General features: G+C 64.0%; 18 protein-coding genes and 1 pseudogene. 14 read left to right on the top strand and 5 right to left on the bottom strand.

Features of this window, described 5'->3' with window-relative positions:
• Positions 1 to 84: 84 nt before the first annotated feature.
• A pseudogene (locus HGO92_RS01565) lies at positions 85 to 1241 on the bottom strand (glycosyltransferase family 4 protein).
• A gap of 125 nt (positions 1242 to 1366) precedes the next feature.
• Here HGO92_RS01565 and HGO92_RS01560 point away from each other — a divergent pair.
• The 5 genes from HGO92_RS01560 to HGO92_RS01545 all read left to right on the top strand — a co-directional run bounded on the left by HGO92_RS01560 (position 1367) and on the right by HGO92_RS01545 (position 6865).
• Positions 1367 to 2119 (top strand): TSUP family transporter, encoded by a 753-nt coding sequence (locus tag HGO92_RS01560; protein WP_169991236.1) that lies wholly within the window; start codon positions 1367 to 1369, stop codon positions 2117 to 2119.
• 141 nt (positions 2120 to 2260) lie between these two features.
• A complete protein-coding gene (locus tag HGO92_RS24175) occupies positions 2261 to 2392 on the top strand; it encodes a hypothetical protein (RefSeq protein ID WP_257790771.1) in 132 nt (43 codons plus the stop codon).
• A 328-nt stretch (positions 2393 to 2720) separates the two neighbouring features.
• On the top strand, positions 2721 to 4088 hold the full coding sequence (locus HGO92_RS01555) for an FAD-binding oxidoreductase (protein ID WP_169991234.1): 1368 nt from the start codon (positions 2721 to 2723) through the stop codon (positions 4086 to 4088).
• A 148-nt stretch (positions 4089 to 4236) separates the two neighbouring features.
• On the top strand, positions 4237 to 5415 hold the full coding sequence (locus HGO92_RS01550) for a zinc-dependent alcohol dehydrogenase (protein ID WP_169991232.1): 1179 nt from the start codon (positions 4237 to 4239) through the stop codon (positions 5413 to 5415).
• Between the two features lie 124 nt (positions 5416 to 5539).
• Entirely contained in the window at positions 5540 to 6865 is a 1326-nt protein-coding gene (locus HGO92_RS01545) for a cell division protein PerM (protein WP_169991994.1), read from the top strand.
• 26 nt (positions 6866 to 6891) lie between these two features.
• Here HGO92_RS01545 and HGO92_RS01540 read toward each other — a convergent pair whose 3' ends face one another.
• Positions 6892 to 7308, bottom strand: coding sequence for a hypothetical protein (locus HGO92_RS01540; protein WP_169991230.1), 417 nt, complete (start codon positions 7306 to 7308; stop codon positions 6892 to 6894).
• A gap of 40 nt (positions 7309 to 7348) precedes the next feature.
• On the opposite strand from HGO92_RS01540, the gene purN reads away from it, so the two are divergent.
• The 3 genes from purN (at position 7349) to HGO92_RS01525 (ending at position 9732) form a co-directional block, all read left to right on the top strand.
• Entirely contained in the window at positions 7349 to 7918 is a 570-nt protein-coding gene (purN, locus tag HGO92_RS01535) for a phosphoribosylglycinamide formyltransferase (protein ID WP_169991228.1), read from the top strand.
• A gap of 165 nt (positions 7919 to 8083) precedes the next feature.
• Complete coding sequence (locus tag HGO92_RS23605) at positions 8084 to 8755, top strand: DUF6318 family protein (RefSeq protein WP_169991226.1); 672 nt, start codon at positions 8084 to 8086, stop codon at positions 8753 to 8755.
• Between the two features lie 482 nt (positions 8756 to 9237).
• Entirely contained in the window at positions 9238 to 9732 is a 495-nt protein-coding gene (locus HGO92_RS01525) for a PKD domain-containing protein (protein WP_205834144.1), read from the top strand.
• 19 nt (positions 9733 to 9751) lie between these two features.
• On the opposite strand, the gene HGO92_RS01520 is transcribed toward HGO92_RS01525, so the two are convergent.
• The gene (locus tag HGO92_RS01520) at positions 9752 to 11104 is read right to left on the bottom strand and encodes an MFS transporter (RefSeq protein WP_169991224.1); all 1353 of its coding nucleotides are present in this window, start codon (positions 11102 to 11104) and stop codon (positions 9752 to 9754) included.
• Between the two features lie 175 nt (positions 11105 to 11279).
• On the opposite strand from HGO92_RS01520, the gene HGO92_RS01515 reads away from it, so the two are divergent.
• From HGO92_RS01515 to HGO92_RS01495, 5 genes are all read left to right on the top strand, one after another.
• A complete protein-coding gene (locus tag HGO92_RS01515) occupies positions 11280 to 11675 on the top strand; it encodes a hypothetical protein (protein WP_169991222.1) in 396 nt (131 codons plus the stop codon).
• A 198-nt stretch (positions 11676 to 11873) separates the two neighbouring features.
• Positions 11874 to 13541 carry a bifunctional phosphoribosylaminoimidazolecarboxamide formyltransferase/IMP cyclohydrolase gene (gene purH / locus HGO92_RS01510; protein WP_169991220.1) on the top strand — a complete coding sequence of 556 codons (1668 nt, stop codon included), beginning with the start codon at positions 11874 to 11876 and terminating at the stop codon, positions 13539 to 13541.
• Positions 13542 to 13648: 107 nt separating this feature from the next.
• The gene (locus HGO92_RS01505; RefSeq protein WP_169991218.1) at positions 13649 to 13909 is read left to right on the top strand and encodes a hypothetical protein; all 261 of its coding nucleotides are present in this window, start codon (positions 13649 to 13651) and stop codon (positions 13907 to 13909) included.
• Between the two features lie 167 nt (positions 13910 to 14076).
• Positions 14077 to 16296, top strand: coding sequence for an NADP-dependent isocitrate dehydrogenase (locus tag HGO92_RS01500; protein WP_169991216.1), 2220 nt, complete (start codon positions 14077 to 14079; stop codon positions 16294 to 16296).
• 261 nt (positions 16297 to 16557) lie between these two features.
• On the top strand, positions 16558 to 17766 hold the full coding sequence (locus HGO92_RS01495) for an AI-2E family transporter (protein ID WP_169991214.1): 1209 nt from the start codon (positions 16558 to 16560) through the stop codon (positions 17764 to 17766).
• A 12-nt stretch (positions 17767 to 17778) separates the two neighbouring features.
• Here HGO92_RS01495 and HGO92_RS01490 read toward each other — a convergent pair whose 3' ends face one another.
• Together HGO92_RS01490 and HGO92_RS01485 are read right to left on the bottom strand one after the other, a co-directional pair.
• The gene (locus tag HGO92_RS01490; RefSeq protein WP_169991212.1) at positions 17779 to 19257 is read right to left on the bottom strand and encodes a glutamate-cysteine ligase family protein; all 1479 of its coding nucleotides are present in this window, start codon (positions 19255 to 19257) and stop codon (positions 17779 to 17781) included.
• A gap of 125 nt (positions 19258 to 19382) precedes the next feature.
• On the bottom strand, positions 19383 to 19844 hold the full coding sequence (locus tag HGO92_RS01485) for an Hsp20/alpha crystallin family protein (protein WP_169991990.1): 462 nt from the start codon (positions 19842 to 19844) through the stop codon (positions 19383 to 19385).
• Positions 19845 to 20084: 240 nt separating this feature from the next.
• Here HGO92_RS01485 and HGO92_RS01480 point away from each other — a divergent pair, with 240 nt between their 5' ends.
• Entirely contained in the window at positions 20085 to 21173 is a 1089-nt protein-coding gene (locus HGO92_RS01480; protein ID WP_169990810.1) for a hypothetical protein, read from the top strand.
• Positions 21174 to 21233 lie beyond the last annotated feature (60 nt).

Below are 21233 nucleotides of genomic sequence, written 5' to 3'. Positions count from 1 at the left end.
CTGGTGCCCTTTTGAACGCTGGAAAGGGCCCCGGCTGCACAATGGATCTGCCGGGCCCGAACCGGTGTGGTCCGGGAGGCTTGCTCAGCGAAGGTACTCCAGGGCCTCGACGTTCAGTGCGCGCCGCTTCACCGAGATCGCCTTCGCGTAATACCCGACCAGCTGCTCGCACAGCACGGGCCAGGTCCGGCCCTGGACCGACTCAAAGGCCGCCTGGCCGAAGGCGCGGCGTTTGATGTCGTCACCGATCAGGTCCTGCACGCGGGAGCGCAGTTCATCCAGCCTTCCCGGGGCGTAGATCCAGCCCGTCCGTGACTGGTCCACCAGATCCAGTGGACCGCCCCGTCCTACCGCCACCACCGGTACCCCGGAGGCCTGTGCTTCCTGGATGGTTTGGCAGAACGTCTCGGATTCACCTGGGTGGACAAACAGATCGAAGCTGGCCACCATCCGCGCCAGGTCCTCGCCGCCCTGGAAGCCGGCGAAATACGCATCGGGCAGCTTGGCACGCAGCGAGTCCTTCAGCGGCCCGGACCCCACAATAACCAGCCGGGTGCCGGGCAAGTCGGCGAGCACGGCAAGATCCTCAACCTGCTTCTCCGCCGCCAGCCGGCCCACAAAACCGATGATCCGCTCACCGTTGGGCGCCACGGAAGCCCGCCACCCGGCGTCGTACTTTTGCGGGTTGAAACGCGAGGTGTCCACGCCCCGCCGCCATAGGTGCACCCGCCGGACGCCGTGGCTGTGCAGCTGGTTCACGGCGAAGCTGGACGGCGCCAGCGTGAGTGTGGAGAGTTCGTGGATGTTCTCCACGTGCTGCCACAACAACTGCTCCAGCCATGGAGCGCCGTAGCGCGCGGCATAGGCGGGAACCTCGGTTTGGTAGATGGAAACGGCGGGGATGCCCAGCTGGTGCGCGGCCTGCACGGCCCGCCAGCCGAGGACGAACGGCGAGGCCACATGCACCACCTCGGGCATGAAGTCCGCGAAGATCCGCCGCAGCCGCGCCGGCGTCCCGGCGGCGACCCGGACGTTGGCGTAGCCGCGCAGCGGGACGGACGGCAGCCGGTGCACCGGGTAGCCCTCCACCTTGGCCGGCGCCTCGTCATCCAGGATGACGTCGGGGCGATGACCAGCACGTCGTCGCCCCGCCGGCGCAGGTGCGCAATGACCTGCAGCAGCGAGTGGGTGACGCCGTTCATATGCGGCAGGAACGATTCAGCAACAATGGCGATCCTCACGCTTCTACCGTGGCGGCCGGTCGCAGACTCCCGGCGATGACAGGGTTTCGCCCCGGTGAACAGTTGCAGAAGACTCACGACGGCGCCGGTGCGGGCCGGTGGCGGGAGAGGGCTAGTGTAGTCGGGTGACTCTTGGACTTCTGAGCGTGATTCTGGTGGCGATTTTCCTCGGCTCGGTAGCCCAGCGGATTGCCGGGGTGGGCTTCGCGCTGCTGCTCTCGCCCATCCTGGTGATGCTGCTCGGCGCGCACACGGGGATCATGATGATCAATATCTGCTCGGTGGTCTCCTGCGGCCTGATCGTGCCGCGGGTCTGGGCGGACATCAACTGGAACATGTTCTGGTGGCTGACCATCCCCGCCACACTCGGGACCATCGGCGGCTCCTTCATTGCCGTCAACGTTCCGTCCGCGCCGCTGGTGGTGACGGTCGGTGCCGTCGTCATCTTTGCCCTGGTTCTGTCCGTGATGCTCCACCGCGCATCCGTGACGGTCAGTGGCAATCCGCCCAAGGCACTGGCCGGGCTGGGGTCGGGACTGACCAACTCCCTGGCCGGAGTGGGCGGTCCTACCGTCAGCGCCTACGCGGTGCTGGCCCGCTGGCCGCAGCGCGAGTTCGCCGGCACCCTGCAGCCCTATTTCTTCGTGATCTGCCTGATCACCGTCGGCGTGCGGACCTGGCTCAACCCGTCCCATCTGCCGCAGCTGGATTGGTGGATGTGGGCCGCGCTGGGGGTCATGATCGTGGTCGGGATCTTCACGGGGGAGAAGTTGTTGCGGCACATCCAGGACGACCACGCGCGGGTGGCGGTCATCATCATGGCGTTCGTGGGCGCCGTCGCGGCTTTGATCAAGGGGCTGCTGGACCTCAATGGTTAAAGCTGGGCCTCAACGGTTAAAGCGGTGCTTTTATTCCCGTAGCGCACCTTTTCCACCGGTTCCGCCCCCGCACTGGCTTTTTATTCTAAAGCAGGTATGGTCTCTCATACCGTTGTATTTCGCCTTGAAAAAGGAGCTGGAATGGCAGGAAAGTCCCCGCAAGGGTCTAACACCAAGAAGCAGGGTAAATCTATCAAGGAAAAGCGCGCCGAGAAGCGCTCGAAGTCCTCAGCTGAGGAGGAGCTCATTCCCAAGCGCCGCAAGGGCGCCTAAACTGGGGCTCGATGGGGAAACCTAGGCTGGCGGAAATCCGGAGGCAGTCCGCGGCATTCTTGCCGTGTTGATTTCCCGGAATATTCCGCCTTTCCGGGCGGCTGGTTCTTTTTGAACCAGCCGCCCGCTTCCATTTAAAGTCCCTTGATTCAGAAACCTCACTAAAAATGTTTGCCTAACACCTTTTTCCAAACAGCGGATTTTTTCTTTCCGCGCCGGTGAAAGTGCATGATTGGCCCGCGCCCACCGCTCAATTTTGGTGCTGGCTGCCCTTCGCTGCCCGGCGTAACATCTGTCTCGGGTGGCCCATGGTGAGAAGGAGCAGACCATGGAATGGATCCGGCCGGAAGACGCCGGCTACGACGAAGCACGCACACTTTTCAACGCGATGATCGACCGGCGGCCGGCCGTCATCGCCCAATGTTCGAGCGCGGCCGACATCCGCGAAGCGCTGTCATACGGGCGGCAGCACGGCCTCGAGATCGCCGTCAGATCAGGCGGGCACTCCGTTGCGGGCATGTCCATGAACGACGGCGGAATGGTCATCGACGTGCGCGGGCTGAAGGACATCGCCGTCGACCCTCAGGCCCGCACCGCAACCGTTGGCGGCGGCGTAACCTGGGGAGAGTTCGATCGGGCGGGGCAGCCCTACGGCCTGGCGGTAACCGGCGGCCGGGTCTCCACGACCGGCGTTTCCGGTTTCACTTTGGGCGGCGGCTCCGGCTGGATGGACCGCGGCTGGGGACTGGCCTGCGACAATCTGGTCTCCGTGGATCTGATGACGGCGGCAGGGGAGGAAGTGACGGCCAGCGCCACTGAGAACCCGGAGCTGTTCTGGGCGCTGCACGGCGGCGGCGGGAATTTTGGCATCGCCACCTCCCTCACCTTCAAAATGTACGACGTCGGCGAGCAGGTCCAGTGCGGCCTGCTGCTATGGCCGCTCGGACAGGCCCGGGAAGTGGCGCGCGCCTACCTGGACTTCGTACCTGCCTCGCCCGAAGCCCTGGGCTCTTGCCTGCTCACGGTGATCGCTCCGCCCGAGGAGTTCGTGCCGGCCGAACTGCAGGGCAAGCCGGCACTGGCCATCGTGGTGGTCTATGCGGGCGACCCGGAGGAGGGCAGGGAAGCAGTCCAACCGCTGAGGGCGCTGCAGCCAGCAGCCGATATTGTCGAACCCCGTCCCTATGCGGATTTCCAGTGCATGCTCGACGATGCCCCGGGGCAGCTGAACTACTGGACGGCGGACTACCACGACGAGTTTCCGGACGCGGCGCTGGACGTCTTCCTCCGGTTCGGGGAAGCGCTGCCGCATGAATCCTCGCAGATGCTGCTGGCACCCTGGGGCGGCCAGGCCGGCAGGGTTGACCCGGGCTCCACACCGATGGCCCGGCGCACTGCCCAATGGGTCACCCACCCCTTTGCCTTGTGGCAGGATCCGGCACAGACTGCTGAAGCCATCGGCTGGGCCAAGGGCTTCCGTCGCGATATCGCCCCCTATGCCAGCGGCGGCGTATACCTGAACTTCATCGGCCACGAGGGGCAGGAGCGGATCAAGGCGGCCTTCGGGCCCGAGAACTACGCCAGGCTCGCGCGGATCAAACGGGACTTCGATCCGGACAATATCTTCCGCGGGAACCAGAACATCCTGCCCGCTGCCGGCGAGCCGGCCGAAAGGGAAGGTGCCGTTGCCCCCTGAGGTACGTGCCGCCGTCGTACGTTGACGCGTTTTCCCGCCGAGGCCTGTCAACCTCTAGCCCGAACCAGGACCGGCGCGTAGCGTTGAAAAGGTTCCCGCCGCCAGAAATCGCGGCCCGGCACGCGAATCATTGACAGGAGTTCCAGACATGAAAGCTCTGACCTGGCAAGGCAAACGTCAAGTGTCCGTCGAGGAGGTTCCGGACCCGGCCATCCAGGACCCCACGGATGCCATCATCCGCGTCACCTCCACCGCCATCTGCGGCTCGGACCTGCACCTGTACGAGGTCCTAGGCCCGTTTATGAATAAGGGCGACATCCTCGGCCACGAGCCCATGGGCATTGTGGAGGAAGTCGGCAGCGCCGTCACCAACATCAAGCCCGGCGACAAGGTGGTCATTCCGTTCAACATCGCCTGCGGGAACTGCTTCATGTGCGGCCTCGGCCTGCAATCGCAGTGCGAGACCACGCAGGTCAGGGAGAAGGGATCCGGTGCGGCGATGTTCGGCTACACGGAACTCTACGGCTCGATCCCGGGCGGGCAGGCGGAGTACCTGCGGGTGCCGCACGCGGACTACGGGCCCATCAAGGTGGCCAACAACAGCATTCCGGACGAGCGGTACCTGTTCCTTTCCGACATCCTGCCCACAGCCTGGCAGGCCGTGGATTACGCCAATGTCCCCGGCGGCGGCACGCTGGCCGTCTTCGGGCTTGGCCCCATCGGGCAGCTGGCCAGCCGGATCGGCAAACACCTGGGCTACCGCGTCATCGCCGTCGAACGCATTCCGGAGCGGCGGCAGATGGCCGAGCGGCACGGCATCGCCACGCTGGACTGGACCCGGAACTGCGCCGATGACCTGCGCGACATGACCGGCGGACGCGGGCCGGACTCGGTGGTCGACGCGGTCGGGATGGAATCGCACGGTTCGCCGGTGGCGGCTGCCGCCCAGGCCGCCGTCGGGATCCTGCCGCACCCCGTGGCCAAGCTGGCGATGACGACGGCGGGGGTGGACCGGCTGGCCGCCCTGCACGCCGCCATTGATTCCGTCCGTCGCGGCGGGACCGTCTCGCTCTCCGGGGTCTATGGCGGGGAAGCGGATCCGATGCCGATGCTCAAGATGTTCGACAAGCAGCTCCAGCTGCGGATGGGCCAGTGCAACGTCAAGCACTGGATCACCGACCTGCTGCCGTTGGTGGACGACGACACGGACCCGTTGGCCTTGTCCGATCTGGTCACCCACCGCGTCTCCCTGGACGAGGCGCCGGCCATGTACGAGATGTTCCAGAAGAAGGAGGACGGCTGCATTAAGGTTGTGCTTCAGCCGTAGTGTTGCACGGCTGCCGGGCGAATGTGCTCGCTGCAGGGGCGGCGGGCTGTTAGTACCGCCGCTTTTGGCTGCTCCGCCGCGTCGCTGGCCGGACGACGGCCCGTCAACTGGCACCATGGAGACAATGAAACTCAAATGGCGCCCGGGCGGGCAAAGCGGACTGCCCATGCCCCTCTGGCTGCAAGGTGGTTTCGAACTTTTCCAGAGCGCGCTGCTCTCGGCGATCGTCGTGTTGCTGCCGCTCGTCGGTGTGTGGTTCGCGGACGGGTTCGAAGACCGCAGCTTCGATTCGCTGGCCAGGCTTGGCGGACAGGCCTGGCTACTGATCCATGGCGTGCCGCTGCAGCTGGAGATCCTCATGGGTCCCACGTCCGCCGATATGGAGCGGGGAACACTGTCCCTCGTCCCGCTGGGGCTGACCCTGCTGCCCTTCTTCCTGTCCTGGCGGGCAGGGCGGCGTCTGGCGCGTGCCGCGTACACCGACCAGCTCTGGCAGGCTCTGCTCGGCGCCCTCGGGGTGTATGCCTTTGTCGGCGGTGCCACGGCTTATCTCGTGCAGACAAATGAAGTGGAAATCTCCATGGTGGCCGGCGCCCTGATACCGGTGATCCCGGCCGGAGCCGGCCTGATCATCGGGGCCTACCGTGCGGCAGGATCGTGGGGACGGCTGATCGGCGTCGACGCGGCGGCCTGGGTGGCCAAGACCAGCCAGCATTCACGCTGGGCCGGTTCCTATGTCTGGTCCGTCATTCGGGCGGGCCTGCTGGCCGTCACCGCCGCGGTCTGCCTCTCCGCGCTGCTGCTGGCCGTGGACATTGCCCTGCATTGGGCGGACATCATCGAGATCTACCAGGAGCTCAACACGGGTGTGGTCGGCGGGATCGTGCTCACTGTCGCGCAGCTGGGTCTGCTGCCGAACTTCGTTGGCTGGACGCTGGCGTGGTCCTCCGGCGCCGGGTTCGCCGTCGGCACCGGCAGCTCCATCAGCCCGCTCGCCACCACGGTGGGCCCGCTCCCGGCGTTCCCGCTGCTCGGCGCCCTGCCCACCGGCGAACTGACCTACGGCATGGCGGCCCTGCTGCTGCCGGTAGTTGCCGGTGTGCTGGCCGGCTGGTGGTTCCTGCGCGAAGGTGAAAACCACTTTGACGAATGGCTGTCCATCAAGGTCCAGACCCGCTGGTTTACCGCCGCCGCTTCCACCCTGGCGCTTGGCCTGCTGATCGGCGCCGTCGCCGGGGCCAGCGCTGCCTTCATTGCCTGGCTGTCCCGCGGTTCCCTGGGCATCGGCCGTTTTGTGGACCTGGGGCCGGACCCGATGTGGACGGCACTCTGGGTAGCGCTGGAAGTGGCTGTCGGCGTCGTTATTGGTTACGCCGTGGGGCCCTGGCTGGAGCGCGAACCGCGCCGCGCAGCAACAACGACGGCGGAGAGCCGCGGAAAGAAAGACTAGCTCCCGCCATTCTTACGACGGATCTGTCAGCTCTCCGGGTTGAACAGGCTGTTGTAGTCGAGCAGCTTTTCCGAGTACTCACTGGTGCACTGTTCCTGCGCGCTCTGGGTGACCGCCAGCCGCGTGCACTCCTCGTACTGTGCCGTGAGCGGCCAGAAGACCATTTGAGCCAGGGCGGTCAGCGCGAAGAAACCGCCGACGATGATGCCGAAAATGAACGTGATCCGCAGCGTCCCCGGCAGGCCGTGCCGGACTGACTTCACCAGGCCCACGATCGAAACCACCACGGTGGCCACGGCCAGGACGAGCGCGGCAATCTTCCACGGCAGCGGCAGAGCCGCAGCCAGGAACGTGGCCAGCACCAGCAACAGCAGAACCCGCAGATAGAGACTGGCGTTTTTTGTTTGTTCCTCGCTGGGCCGCGGCCGTGTGTCATGTTCCATGGGTTTAAGCCTAGGCGAGCCGGGAGCATAAAGTTGACGCATGCGCATCGTGGTACTCGTCTCCGGCTCCGGCACCAACCTTCAGGCAGTCATCGAAGCGGTGAAAACAGGGGAGCTCGCCGCCGATATCGTCGCCGTGGGTTCCGACGTTCCTGGCTGCCTGGGGCTCGAGCGCGCCGAGGGTGCAGGCATCGAGACGTTCGTGGTGGCTCCTGCCGACTACGGCAGCCGGCCGGAATGGAACCGCGCACTGCAGGCCGCCGTCGCATCCTACTCACCCGATGTTGTGCTGCTCGCCGGTTTCATGCGCATTCTGGATGCCGAATTCGTCGAGGCCTTCGATGGCCGCATGGTCAACACCCATCCCGCCCTCCTGCCCTCGTTCCCCGGCGCCCACGGAGTCCGGGACGCGCTGGCCCACGGCGTGAAGATCACCGGCGTCACCGTGCACATTGTCGATTCCGGCGTGGACACCGGCCCCATCCTGGCGCAGGCCGCCGTGCCCGTCCGCGAAGAGGATACCGAGGAAGTCCTGCACGAGCGCATCAAAGTGGAGGAGCGCAAGCTCCTGGTGCAGACGCTGGCGGACCTCAGTACACGCACCGGCTAGCTTTTTTTGGCGACGATGGCGTCGGTGTGGTCGGTTGCAGCCTTCACGACTTATTGCGCTCTCGGAGCCCGGTTTCCTGTGGATAACCTTCCTGCGCAGTTAAACGTGTGATTACACTTGCTCGAACACATCAGCTAGCAACCCGACCAGTGCATAGGGGTCTCGGTGAACCGCAGGACCAAATTCAACACCTTCACGCGCGCTCGATCGTCGCTGTTTGCCGTGCTGGCAGTGGCCGCTCTCGGCCTCGCGGCCTGCGGCGGGGACGCCGAAGGCGAGCCCGGCAATTCAGCCTCACCCGCAACTTCGGCTGTTGCTGCTGAAACGGCTACTTCGGCGCCGACCCCAAGTGCCACGCCTAAATATAAGCCTGCTTCAGCCGAGGGGCCTGCGAAGAATGTGCCCGTCCCAGAAATGCCTGAACTCGCAAAAGAGGATTCCAAGAAGGGGCTAGAGGCCTTCACACTGTATTGGTACGACCTTTTGAATTACGCCTACGAGTCGGGAGACGTGGAAAGGCTGCAGGGCATTACTAATGAATCATGTGTCCGTTGCAGTGATGTCGCGAAGAATATCAAGGAATGGCATTCGGAGGGTCGCTGGCAGGTCGGTGGCAAGGTCGAAATAGATGGTACGGGAACTGATTTCGTCAGTAATTCCGCTGGTGAGTATCACGTTGCGATCCAACTCGTATCAGGAGAGCTTCGTTATTACCTTGCCGACGGCACGCTGCACGGAACGACTCCAGAATCTGACATGCAAGTCGATGTTCTCGTCGCCCGCTACGAAGAAGGGTCGTGGCAGACCGTCGATGTAGGCGTCGCTGGGGATATGTAGCGACAATGAGGAGAACCTTTTTCAAACGATTGAGGCAACGGATCTCCTGCCAACTGCTCGCGACAATGTTAGTAGCAGTCGTCGTAGTTGCCTTAAGCCACTCAGCCGCATTCGGTGCGAAAACGTCTCCAATGTTTGTGCCATTCTCGAAGTCAGCAGACAAGCCACCCGAAATGCTCTCCGATTGGGCAGGAGGACGACCTACGGTTACCTCCTATTACCCGGTCGCCGATGGAGGGGGATGGACTAGCAGCCCGAACGCGCTTCCAAAGCCGGACACGGTTTTTCGTTATGAGATCGCGTGTATGGATGAAGGGCGAGACAACATCGATATAGCTTGTCTCGGCGGCCTCCCTGAATGCGATGCGGCTGACGATGGACGAGTAGTTTTTTGGGAGTCGGCTTCGACTTTAGTCGAACCACTGCAATGGCGCCGGTTGGATGGATACTCGTGCCTGTATGCGGAGAAGCCTGTGGACGTCATGGACTTAATCGCTGAAGATATCCTTCAGGCGTTTCGTGACCTGCCGATAAACGCAGGTGAAGTACTCGGTCAGCCGGCTCCGCATACCTTGCGTGGTGCTGAAACTAATTTTTATGCGGATTCGGGTGAACAGTCAGCCGACTTCGAGCTTCATGGCCAAGAGATCCACCTCGAAGCCCATCCAGTGCAGTATGAGTGGAATTATGGAGATGGCGCCCGAGGCGGACCATTCCTGTTTCCTGGAGGTCCTCTTCAGGAAGGCGAATGGGGCACGAAAACGGATACGAGTCACATTTTTGAGGAAACGGGAGACTTTGCTGTTGGCCTTACAGTGACTTACCGCGCTACTTACACCGTCAACGGTGGGGTCGTTATCGATGTCCCTGGCGACGCCGCATTTTCAGCTGAGCCGGTGACTATCAGTGTGTGGCGATCGGTCGTAAACAATTTTGCTGACAACTGTCTTGAGAATCCGAATGGGGCTGGCTGCTGACGGCGTCTCCCAGAAGCATTCAGTGTAGTTCGGCGCCTTTGGTTTCGGGGGAAAACCGGGCCATCCAGAGCACGGCGATCAGCACTAGGCCGCCGGCGATGGCGAAGGACCAGGCGAGGCCGAGGTAGGGCCACATGATGGAGACGAAGATCAGCGGTCCGAAGCCGGCGCCGACGCGGGAGAAGGTCGAGGCCCAGCCGAAGCCGGAGCCGCGCAGTTCGGTGGGGTAGAGCTCGGAGACGTAAGCGTAGAGGACTGGGATGGCGATCTGGACGACGAACCCGTAGACCAGTAGCCAGGTAATCACGGCCGCAGGCACCTCAATCACCAGCGCCACAATGACCAGGATCAGAGCAGAGAGCGGTCCGGTGACCGCGAGGATCCACTTCCGGCCCGTCTTTTCCACGAAGTACGCGGCGACGATGACGCCCAGCAGTCCAACGCCTGCCATGCCGGCGGTGGTGATGAAGGCGCGGACTTCGGCGAAGCCGGACTCGATCAGAATGCGTGGCATCCAGGTCAGAGCCAGGTAATAGACCAACAGGATGCTGAAGAATAAGGCCCACACCGCCGTCGTTATTTTCCAGTTGTGTTTCCAGATGGCCGGGAACTGTTCAAAGATGTTGCCGACGGAGAGCTTTGGCGCTGCCTCGGGCTCGGGCAGCCGCCATTCGGTGGGTGTGCCGCCGGTGCGTCTGACCAGATCGTTGATGATTCGGGCTGCTTCTTCGCCACGGCCTTTGCTGATCAGGAACAGGGGAGACTCCGGGACGGATCGGCGGATCCAGAAGACAAGAAGCGCCGGAAGCACCATGATCAACATGGTGTAGCGCCAATCGGCGAAGGTGGCCATGATGCCGGCGGAGACGAAACCGCAAAGGGCGGCGCCGACGGGCCACCAACCGTCCATCGCAGTGAGGACGCGGCCGCGTTGTTTGCGTGGCGTGAATTCACCGACAAGCGCGTAGTCCACGGGAACGCAGCCGCCAAGGCCGAAGCCTGCGATGAAGCGGAAGATGCAGAACCAGACTATGTCCGGGGCGAAGGCGCCGAAGACCGTGAAGATGGAAAAGACCAGCAGCGTGGCTGTGAAGGCTTTCTTCCGTCCGATGAGGTCCGCGATGGTGCCCCAGACGAATGCTCCGATAGCCATACCGATAAGGTTGGCGGTGCCAATCCACGCTGCCTGTGACGGTTCGAGGCTCCAGTGGTCGGACAGCAGGGGGATCAGGACGCCGTTGAGGGTGACATCCCACGCGTCGAACATGAACCCCAAGCCGCCGATGACGAAGATTTTTCCCTGTACCCTCCAGCGCCAGGGGAGTTCCTGCACTATGTGGTCGCCCGTGGGGATCCTCTGGGTTTCGGTCATGACGCCTTCCCTTTGCTACGCCTACAAAAACTCTACTGCGCCCGGTCTCGAGGTGCGCCGCGCGCGCGGCAACATCAAGATGAGAACTCTCTCATCCGGTTCTCCTGTTTATCTCACGTTCCAGGCGCACTGTTGTTACTAGCAAAGCACTCGGGCTCGCATCGAAGGACACCTCATGAACAAGCGGAACATCTGGATTGCAACGGGCTCCCTCGGGGTCATGGCACTTGGCCTGGGGGCCGCGGTTGCCGATAGTGTGCCCAGTCAGCAACACCTCGGCAGCATCACGGAACAGGCCCGCGTCTCGGCAACCATGCCAATCGTGGAGCGGGCAGTCTCGCCCGCGCAGGTGAACGTCGGGGACCAACCGCTTACGACGGCGGATTCGCCCACCAGCGCGCAGACGGCAGACTCGCCCGCGTCCCCGGCGTCAGCACAATCCCCGGCGTCGCCGGTGTCGGCACCGTCTCCTGCTACACCGGAGTCGGCGCCCAGCCCCGTCTCTTCGCCCAGCCCGGTCTCCTCAGCAAGCCCGGCGTCCGCCCCGAGCGCAGATACCGCCGCTGACTAAACCCGCCAGAACCGCTTCAACAGACTCGCCGAGCCCCGGATGTTTCCCCATCCGCCGGGGCTCGGCGTATTTATATCTGTCTCCAGAGGGATTGTCGCGGGGGAGTGGCTGGCGGGCGCCACTTCACACTCTCCGCTCAAGTCACCCGTGAACTAAACTGATGCCATCCCCCATACTTTTGCATCCTTGGAGATTTGCGTGAGCTTGAAGCAGCTTGACCGTGTTCCCATCCGCCGGGCCTTGATCTCGGTGTACGACAAGACCGGACTGGAGGAGCTGGCACAGGGCCTCCACCAGGCTGGCGTACGTATCGTTTCCACCGGGTCCACGGCCAAGAAGATCTCCGCGGCGGGCATCCCCGTAACAGAGGTGTCCGAGGTCACCGGCTTCCAGGAGTGCCTGGACGGCCGCGTCAAGACCCTGCATCCGCTGGTCCACGCCGGCATTCTGGCCGACCGCCGCCGCGAGGACCACGTCCAGCAGCTCAAGGAGCTCGGAGTGGAGGCGTTCGACCTCGTCGTCGTCAATCTTTACCCGTTTGTCGACACGGTGAAGTCCGGCGCGGGTCAGGACGAGGTAGTCGAGCAGATCGACATCGGCGGACCGTCCATGGTGCGCGCGGCCGCGAAAAACCACCCCAGCGTCGCCGTCGTCGTCGATCCCACCAAGTACGCGGATGTGGTGACCGCCGCAGCCGAAGGCGGCTTTGACCTGACCGCACGACGTCGGCTGGCGGCTGCCGCTTTTGCCCACACCGCTGCGTACGACAACGCCGTGGCCTCCTGGACTGCCGCGCAGTTCGGCGACGATACGGATGAGTCCAACCAGTGGCCGCCGTATGCCGGCCTGGCACTGGAGCGCTCGGAAGTGCTGCGCTACGGCGAAAACCCGCACCAAGGCGCTGCCCTCTATGTCGAGAAGGGCGCGACGCCGGGCATTGCCCAGGCCGACCAACTGCACGGCAAGCCGATGAGCTACAACAACTTTGTCGATGCCGACGCTGCCCTGCGTGCCGCGTTCGACCATACGGAACCCGCCGTGGCGATCATCAAGCACGCCAACCCGTGCGGCGTCGCCGTGGCCACGCCCGGTGCTGCCGATCCTATTGCGGACGCCCATGCCAAGGCCCACGCCTGCGATCCGGTTTCCGCGTTCGGCGGCGTGATTGCGGCCAACCGCACTGTGACCGCCGGCATGGCCAACACCGTGAAGGACATCTTCACCGAGGTGGTCATCGCGCCGGACTTCGAGCCCGAGGCCGTGGAGATCCTCTCGCGCAAGAAGAACATCCGCCTGCTCACGCTTCCGGACGGCTACCGCCGCGATCCGGCCGAAATCCGCCAGGTATCCGGCGGCGTGCTGGTCCAGGTGTCCGATACTTTGGAGGCCGACGGCGACAGCCCCGCGAACTGGACGCTTGCCGCCGGCGAGGCAGCGGATGAGCAGACGCTGGCCGATCTGGCCTTCGCATGGAAGTCCGTCCGCGCCGCCAAATCCAACGCGATCCTGCTGGCCAACGACGGCGCCGCGGTGGGCATCGGCATGGGCCAGGTCAACCGGCTGGATTCCTGCAAGCTCGCCGTGGAGCGCGCCAACACTTTGGGCGTGGCCGTCGACGGCGGTGCTGACGCCGCCGGGGGAGCCGCCAACGTCGAAGGCGCCGGTGCGCCGGAGCGGGCCCGCGGTGCGGTGGCTGCATCGGATGCGTTCTTCCCGTTCGCGGACGGACTGCAGATCCTGATCGACGCCGGCGTCCGCGCCGTCGTCCAGCCCGGCGGCTCGGTGCGTGACGAGGAAGTTGTGGCGGCAGCAAACGCCGCCGGCATCACCATGTACTTCACCGGGGCGCGCCACTTCTTCCACTAAACAGTTCCGCTATTGGCAAGTCTGGCCGACACCCCTTGCCAGCGCTGTGCCGGGCACCTAGGTTCAAAGCAACCGTTGTGCCCGGCAACGGCGTTTAAGGGGTTGCCGTGCTTCCGCTGCAGACCGTTGAATCGGCCGATTACTCGTCCAACGTATGGATCGGTCTCGCCGTCGTACTCATTATCGTGGCGGCGGCGCTGGCCTTTTGGCTGGTGCCCCGGTTCAGGAAGCCGCGTTCCCGCTCCGCGCAGGAGCTGGCAACTGCCCGCGAAGCGGAAGCACCCGGGGGTGCCATGCGGGACACTCACCTGGAGCACAGCAATGATGTGCGCCGCGGCCAGATCTTCGGACCGGGCAGCGGGTTCTAGCCGCCGAGAATCAAAGCGACCCGCCTGCTTGGCGCGGCGGGAGCGCGGTCATGAAATGGCCTATATCGGGCCACGATAGGGATCGAAGCGGCCTCCTCGGGTAAGTTAGATGGTGAATTCACACAGGATTTACAGAGTTCCGTAGACCTTAGGGAGACGCCTCACCAATGGCCAAGATTATCTATACCCACACCGACGAAGCGCCGATGCTGGCCACGTATTCGTTCTTGCCGATTGTCGAGGCCTTCGCTTCGACAGCAGGTGTGGAGGTGGAGACCCGCGACATCTCGCTGGCTGGCCGCATCATCGCCGTCTTCGGTGACTACCTCACCGAAGACCAGCGGACCGGCAACGCGCTGGCCGAGCTCGGAGAGCTGGCGAAGAAGCCGGAAGCCAACATCATCAAGCTGCCGAACATCAGCGCGTCCATCCCGCAGCTGAAGGCCGCCATCGCCGAGCTCCAGGGCAAGGGCTACGCCTTGCCGGACTACCCGGACAACCCCTCCTCGGACGAGGAGACGGACATCCGCTCCCGCTACGACAAGATCAAGGGTTCCGCCGTGAACCCGGTCCTGCGCGAAGGCAACTCGGACCGCCGCGCACCGCTTTCGGTAAAGAACTACGCCCGGCAGAACCCGCACTCCATGGGTGCCTGGTCGGCGGATTCGAAGACCAACGTCGCCACCATGGACGCCGATGACTTCCGCTCCAACGAGAAGTCCGTGGTCATTCCGGCCGACGATACGATCAAGATCCAGCTCGTTGCCGCAGACGGCACCGTCTCCGTCCTGAAGAAGGACTTCCCGGTCCTGGCCGGCGAGGTCATCGACGGCACCGTGATGCGCGCCGCCGCACTGGACGAGTTCCTCGCCGCACAGGTTGCCCGTGCCAAGGAAGAGGGCGTGCTCCTCTCAGCGCACCTGAAGGCCACCATGATGAAGGTCTCGGACCCGATCATCTTCGGCCACGTGGTCAAGGCCTACTTCCCTGAACTGTTTGAGACCTACGGCGAGCAGCTTACTGCCGCAGGCCTGAGCCCCAACAACGGCCTGGCCTCCATCCTCAACGGTCTTGAGGAACTGCCGGCCGACGTCCGCGAAGGCGTCCAGGCTGCCATCAAGAAGGGTCTGGAAGAGGGCCCGGCACTGGCCATGGTGGACTCCGACAAGGGCATCACCAACCTGCATGTTCCCAGCGACGTGATCGTGGACGCTTCCATGCCGGCCATGATCCGCACCTCCGGCCACATGTGGGGCCCGGACGGCCAGGAAGCGGACACGCTCGCCGTGCTCCCGGACAGCTCCTACGCCGGTATCTACCAGGTTGTCATCGATGACTGCCGTGCCAACGGCGCGTACGATCCGACCACCATGGGCACCGTCCCGAACGTCGGCCTGATGGCCCAAGCCGCTGAGGAATACGGCAGCCACGACAAGACGTTCGAGATCCAGACCGCCGGCACCGTCCAGCTTGTGGACGGCTCCGGCACCGTGCTGATCGAGCACCAGGTTGCCCCGGGCGACATCTGGCGTGCCTGCCAGACCAAGGACGTGCCGGTCCGCGACTGGGTCAAGCTGGCCGTCAACCGTGCCCGCGCATCCAACACCCCGGCCGTGTTCTGGCTGGATGAAACCCGCGCCCACGACGCCAACCTGATCGCCAAGGTCAAGGAATACCTGCAGGATCACAACACCGAGGGCCTGCAGCTCGAGATCATGTCCCCGGTGGAGGCCACCGCCTTCACCCTGGAACGCATCCGCAAGGGCGAGGACACCATCTCCGTTTCCGGCAACGTGCTCCGCGACTACCTGACGGACCTGTTCCCGATCCTCGAACTCGGCACCAGCGCGAAGATGCTGTCCATCGTTCCGCTGATCAACGGCGGCGGCCTGTTCGAAACCGGCGCCGGCGGATCGGCTCCGAAGCACGTGCAGCAGCTGCTGAAGGAAAACCACCTGCGCTGGGACAGCCTCGGCGAGTTCCTGGCCCTGGCCGTGAGCTTCGAGCACTTGGCCAACTCCACGGGCAACAAGCGGGCGCAGATCCTGGCCGACACGCTGGACCGCGCCACCGGAACCTTCCTGCTGGAGGACAAGTCGCCCAAGCGCAAGGTCGGCGAACTCGACAACCGCGGCAGCCACTACTACCTCGCCCGTTACTGGGCCGAGGAACTGGCCAAGCAGACCGAGGATGCCGAGCTGGCGAAGTCCTTCGCCGCCGTTGCCGACGCCCTGACCTCCAACGAGGATGCCATTATCGGCGAACTGCTCGCCGTGCAGGGTTCCCCCGTTGACATCGGCGGCTACTACGAGCCGGACGACGCCAAGGCCGCCCAGATCATGCGCCCGTCCGCCAAGCTCAACGAAGTTCTGGCAACGCTGAGCTAACGCCGACCAGGTACAGCCAAAAGCCTGAAGCGTACGACGACGGCCCGCACCTATTGAACGAAAGGTGCGGGCCGTCGTCGTACTTCGTTTTCAAGGAACAGGCCGAAGTAGCGGGAGCGGGAAGCTCGAGGACATGATCGCCGCGGAAATTCGATGACGTAGCGGTCCGGTTGGCATGAGGTACCGGATCCGTTGCCCAAGTGCGGCAGGATAGGAAGCATGCGATTTATTCCGAAGCGCCAAGCATCGACCGCCCGGTCGGTGACTAGGACCCTGAAAGCCGATCCGGACGCCGTGGAGTCAGCCACCGGACCCGGGGTGAAGCCGCAGGAACCGCGGGGGATTTTCGCCGCCGGCGTTGACCGCACGGCTCGGTGGACTGGCCGGGCCGTTGTCATCGCCATCGGCCTGGTGCTGGCCTGGTGGCTGGTGCGTTCGCTGTGGTCGGTGGTTTTCCCGACGATCCTGGCCCTGCTGCTGGCCAGCATCCTGTGGCCGGTGAACCGTCTGGTCCGGCGCATCATGCCTAAGGCGCTGGCGGCCTTTGTCACTGTGCTCGCGGCGCTGGCTGCCGTTGTCGGAGTGCTGATGCTGGTGATTCCGTCGCTCGCCTCGGGAACCGCGGGGCTGGCCGGAAGGGCGCGCGAGAACCTCGGGCAGATCACGCAGTTTCTGGCCGGACCGCCGTTCAATCTTGAAAACGCGGACCTGAATTCGCTGCTGGACACCGCAGTATCCCAGATCCGCGAGCACGCCGGCGGAATCGTCTCCGGAATCACCACCGGACTGGGGGCCATCACTTCGGGCGCGGTCATCTTTATCCTGGTTCTGGTCTTTACGTTCTTCTGCCTCAAAGACGGCGACCGCTTCCTCGCCTGGACCAGCCGGTGGACGGACGCGAAGGTCTACGTCCACGCCGCCGCGGTGACCTCCCGCGCCTGGCAGACCCTGTCCGGCTACATCTCGGCCCAGGCCGCCGTTGCCCTGGTCGACGCGGTCTTCATCGGCGCCGCCCTGTTTATCTTGGGCATTCCGCTGGCCTTCCCCTTGACCGTGCTGATCTTTATTGCGGCCTTCATCCCGGTGGTCGGTGCTGTGGCAACGGGCTTGCTGGCCGCCTTGATCGCCCTGATCTCCCACGGCTGGGTCACGGCCCTGATCGTGCTCGGCGTGGTGATTGTGGTTCAGCAGTTGGAGAGCAACCTCCTGCAGCCGTTCCTGGTGGGAACCAGACTGAAGATCCACCCGGCCGTGGTGCTGGCCTCCGTAACGGTCGGCGGCACCCTTTTCGGCATCGTCGGGGCTTTCCTCTCGGTACCGACAACAGCAGTGGGAATTGTCGTACTGCGTTATCTGCGGGACGTGGTCTTCCCGGTCCAATCGGAGGGGGACGCAGAGGCGGACGGTTCTGACAGCAGCCCACCGGAAGCCGAGGCAGCTGTGGCGGGCCCGCGGACCGAGCGGGGCTAACGGCAGATCTAACTACCCCGCACCCTCTACCGGCCACGTGTGCACCGGCTCGTTGGTGTGCATGTTGTGCGAATACTGCCGTGTCATCTCGGCCAGCGCGGCCGGACGGTCCAGCCCGCCTGCCTCGAGCAGCCGCAGGGTCTTGATCTGCCAGTTGGCGCCGTTCTGTTCCGTCTGGGCGCGGGCGCGCAGGATCTCCATGTACCGGTCGATCAGATCCGGGGCCACCCGAAGATCGGCCAGTCCGTCGGCGGCCAGCGGCAGCAGGTGGCGGATGATCAGCTCCACTACGGGAATGTCTCCGATGCCCGGCCAGTAGACGGTCGCTTCCAGGCCCTGCTTGGCACAGGTGATGAAGTTATCGGCCGCGCTCTTGAACGCGAGCCGGGACCACAGCGGCCGGTCCGCCGTCCTGAGCATCCGGACCAACCCGAAGAAGAAGGCAGCATTGGCAACGGTATCCACCACCGTAGGCCCGGCAGGAAGCAAACGGTTTTCGAGCCGCAGATTCGGTATGGCTTCACCAGGATCGTAGATGGGGCGGTTCCAGCGGTAGACGGTGCCGTTGTGCAGGCGGAGTTCCGGCAACAGCGGCGCGCCGGCCTTGGTCTGTTTGCCGCTGGTCCGCGAAAGTTCCGGCAGCAGGGCCGGGAAGTAGCGCACGTTCTCTTCGAACAGGTCGAAAATCGAGGTGATCCACCGCTCGCCGAACCACACGCGGGGCCGGACGCCCTGGTTGCGCATTTCAGGCGGCCGCGTGTCGATCGACTGCTTGAACACTTCGATCCGCGTCTCGTGCCAGAGCAGCTTCTCCATGAACACCGGTGAATTCGCCGCCAGCGCCACCTGCGGTCCGGCAACGATCTGGGCCGCGTTCCATACCGGCGCGAATTCGGCCGGCTGGACCTGCAGGTGCAACTGCACGCTGGTACAGGCGGCTTCCGGCGCAATGTTCTTGGCATAAAAGGACAGCGATTCGATTCCCCGCACGTCCATCAGCACGTCTTCGCCGCGGGCCTGCAGCACCGAAGTATTAAGGGCGGCATAACGCTTGCCGGCGCTGAGCCAGGACATGTCTTCCACGAGGGCGCGTTTGAGCGTGGGCAGGATACCGATCATGAGGATGCGGGCCTTCGCCGATGCGGCGCGTTCGTCCGCCTGGTTCAACTGGTCGCGCAGGCTGTTCTCGAGCTCCTCCAGCCCGCGGCCGGCCACGGCGAGGGCAGGATGGTTGAGCTCAATGTTGAAGGCGCCGATCTCGGTCTGGAAAGCGGGATCGGCGATGGCTTCGAGCACCGCGGAGTTGCGCAGCGCGGGGGAGCAGTCCGCATTGGTCAGGTTCAGCTCCAGCTCCATGCCAATGGAACCTGTTCCGGCGAAGTCGGCAGTGGCTAGATAATGCCCAAAGCTTTCCAGGTTTTCCAGCAGACGTTCACGGTAGCGGGTGCGCTGCTCACGGCTGAACGTCTTGGTTTTGACTTCTGAGCCCATGCTTGAAGGTAACCATCACACAGGCACCTTGTATAGGGTGGCAGGCCATCAGTGATAGCCAGCCACACAAGGGTGCGGCCCCGCACCCGGAAGGGCAAGGGGCCGCACTACACGCCGACAGGGAATTACGCCTCCACTGACTTCTGGTCGTCGGTAGCTTCGGCGCTATCCACCGCCACGGTTTCAGCCGCTCCGGTGACAACCTCGATCTTGCGCGGCTTGGCCTTCTCGCTGACAGGGATGGACACCGCGAGCACGCCATTTTCGTACCGGGCCGAGATGGCATCGATGTCGATGCCCTGGCCCAGGTTGAGCTGGCGCAGGAATGAGCCGCCTTCGCGCTCGCGGGTGAGCCACTTGACGCCTTCCGCGCCTCGCACAGTGCGCTCGGCCCGGATGGTCAGCAGCTGCCCGTCGACGTCAATGTCAACGGATCCCGGATCGATGCCAGGCAGGTCAGCGTTCAGAATGTAGTGGTCCCCGTCGCGGTACAGATCCATCGGCATTAGCCGCAGGCCCGGGCGGTTTTCCAGCAGGGCTCCGGCGACGCGGTCCAGTTCACGGAATGGGTCAAACTTCATGGCCATTGTCATCAACTCCTTCGCACCAACGCCCCGTACGGAGCGGTTGTCTTGGCTCTCCATGGTTGAGTCACCTTCGCTCAACTACGTTTATAGATTAGCACTCAGGTAGGAGGAGTGCTAACTCTTTTGATAGCTGTCAGCGAACAAATGACTAACCGATTCACCCAATCCTCTGGACGGGTGGTCGCAACGGACGTAGCCTGAAATTCGGAAGCAAAACTGGTCGTCACGGGGGTGGTCACGGTGCGCGTTGAGCCGCTGTCCCGTGTGCCCGTCCTCGTGCGCAAGGTCGTGCTCACAGCTGCCGCCACCGCCGGATTCGCCCTTTTCGGGATCGCCGGCGCGAGTGCCGCAAACGCTGACGACGGCCTTCTGGCCGAAGTGCTCAGTTCAGAAACACAAAGCACGACGGCGGCGCTCACCGAGGAGCTCATACCCGTTACCGACAACGTCGGGGCAGTGGCGGGGAAGCTGGCGCCCGTTACCGACGAACTTGCGGCCGTGACGGAAGAGGTCGCCCCGGTTGTCGAAAAGGCCGCCGCTCCTGTCCTTGAATCAGCCGCGCCCATGACCGAACCGGTGCTCGAAACCGCTGCGGACGTCGTGGAGCCTGTCGTTGAAGCGGGCACTCCCGCTGTGCAGTCGGTAATCACTCCGGTTCTCGAAGCCGCGGCACCTGTTGTCGCACCTGTCGTCGACGTAGCAGCACCTGTTACCGCTCCGGTGATCGAAGCTGCTGCTCCCGTTGTCGATCCGGTCGAAGAGACAGCTGAACCGATCGTTGACGCAGTAAAAGCCGCTGGGTTGGCCGGCGAAACTGCTGGCTCGAACGAAACGATTAGTGCGGTCGAAGCCGGCCTGACCGCGGATGCATTATCGGTCCCGGTTGGGGCAGTTGAGGTTCCCGCCAACCAACTGGCGAATGGCCCGGTTGAAGTTGTTCCCGCCGATTCCGTCGCTGGCGCATCGGGCAACCCCCAGGAGGATGAGCGCGAAGCAGCGCACGCTCCGGCGGAGCTTCGACCAATTCCGGCGCAGTTCTTGGTCCAAATGGCCCCAACATCTTCGGCGGTCGCGGATCAGGATGCCCTTGGTGCGGCGAGGGAATCGTATCCCGGCCAGCCCGTCGCGGCTCCTCCGAACGCCGTCCCAGCGGGCGTTGGCGGAAACGGCACTGCTGCCGCTGGCGGAAGTGCCTCCGGCGGCCAGAGCGCTGCTGACGTCCCTTTTTCTAATCTGCTCCCGCCGTTAGCCAATTCGGGTACTGCCGATGGCTCGGCTTGGAGTCTGCCCGCTTCACGCTCTTCGGATCCCGGTTCCTCTCCTGATTGATTCCGGTCCACGCTGCCCGCTTGCTGGCAGCACACGGACCACTGCCACCCGCAACGGGCG

It is taken from the genome of Crystallibacter degradans (assembly GCF_012952295.1).
In the GTDB taxonomy this organism is placed as follows: Bacteria; Actinomycetota; Actinomycetes; order Actinomycetales; family Micrococcaceae; genus Crystallibacter; species Crystallibacter degradans.
Note: the sequence above shows the minus strand (reverse complement) of the source record. Positions and strands in the feature narration are given on the sequence as shown.

Excerpts from the sequence above, each read along its gene's own strand:
- HGO92_RS01550 (WP_169991232.1), top strand. The coding sequence starts at position 4,237 with ATGAAAGCTCTGACCTGGCAAGGCAAACGTCAAGTGTCCGTCGAGGAG.
- HGO92_RS01545 (WP_169991994.1), top strand. The coding sequence starts at position 5,540 with ATGAAACTCAAATGGCGCCCGGGCGGGCAAAGCGGACTGCCCATGCCC.
- HGO92_RS01500 (WP_169991216.1), top strand. The coding sequence starts at position 14,077 with ATGGCCAAGATTATCTATACCCACACCGACGAAGCGCCGATGCTGGCC.
- HGO92_RS24175 (WP_257790771.1), top strand. The coding sequence starts at position 2,261 with ATGGCAGGAAAGTCCCCGCAAGGGTCTAACACCAAGAAGCAGGGTAAA.
- HGO92_RS01520 (WP_169991224.1), bottom strand. The coding sequence starts at position 11,104 with ATGACCGAAACCCAGAGGATCCCCACGGGCGACCACATAGTGCAGGAA.
- HGO92_RS01485 (WP_169991990.1), bottom strand. The coding sequence starts at position 19,844 with ATGGCCATGAAGTTTGACCCATTCCGTGAACTGGACCGCGTCGCCGGA.
- HGO92_RS01525 (WP_205834144.1), top strand. The coding sequence starts at position 9,238 with ATGGACTTAATCGCTGAAGATATCCTTCAGGCGTTTCGTGACCTGCCG.
- purN (WP_169991228.1), top strand. The coding sequence starts at position 7,349 with ATGCGCATCGTGGTACTCGTCTCCGGCTCCGGCACCAACCTTCAGGCA.
- HGO92_RS01540 (WP_169991230.1), bottom strand. The coding sequence starts at position 7,308 with ATGGAACATGACACACGGCCGCGGCCCAGCGAGGAACAAACAAAAAAC.
- HGO92_RS01515 (WP_169991222.1), top strand. The coding sequence starts at position 11,280 with ATGAACAAGCGGAACATCTGGATTGCAACGGGCTCCCTCGGGGTCATG.
- HGO92_RS01490 (WP_169991212.1), bottom strand. The coding sequence starts at position 19,257 with ATGGGCTCAGAAGTCAAAACCAAGACGTTCAGCCGTGAGCAGCGCACC.
- HGO92_RS01555 (WP_169991234.1), top strand. The coding sequence starts at position 2,721 with ATGGAATGGATCCGGCCGGAAGACGCCGGCTACGACGAAGCACGCACA.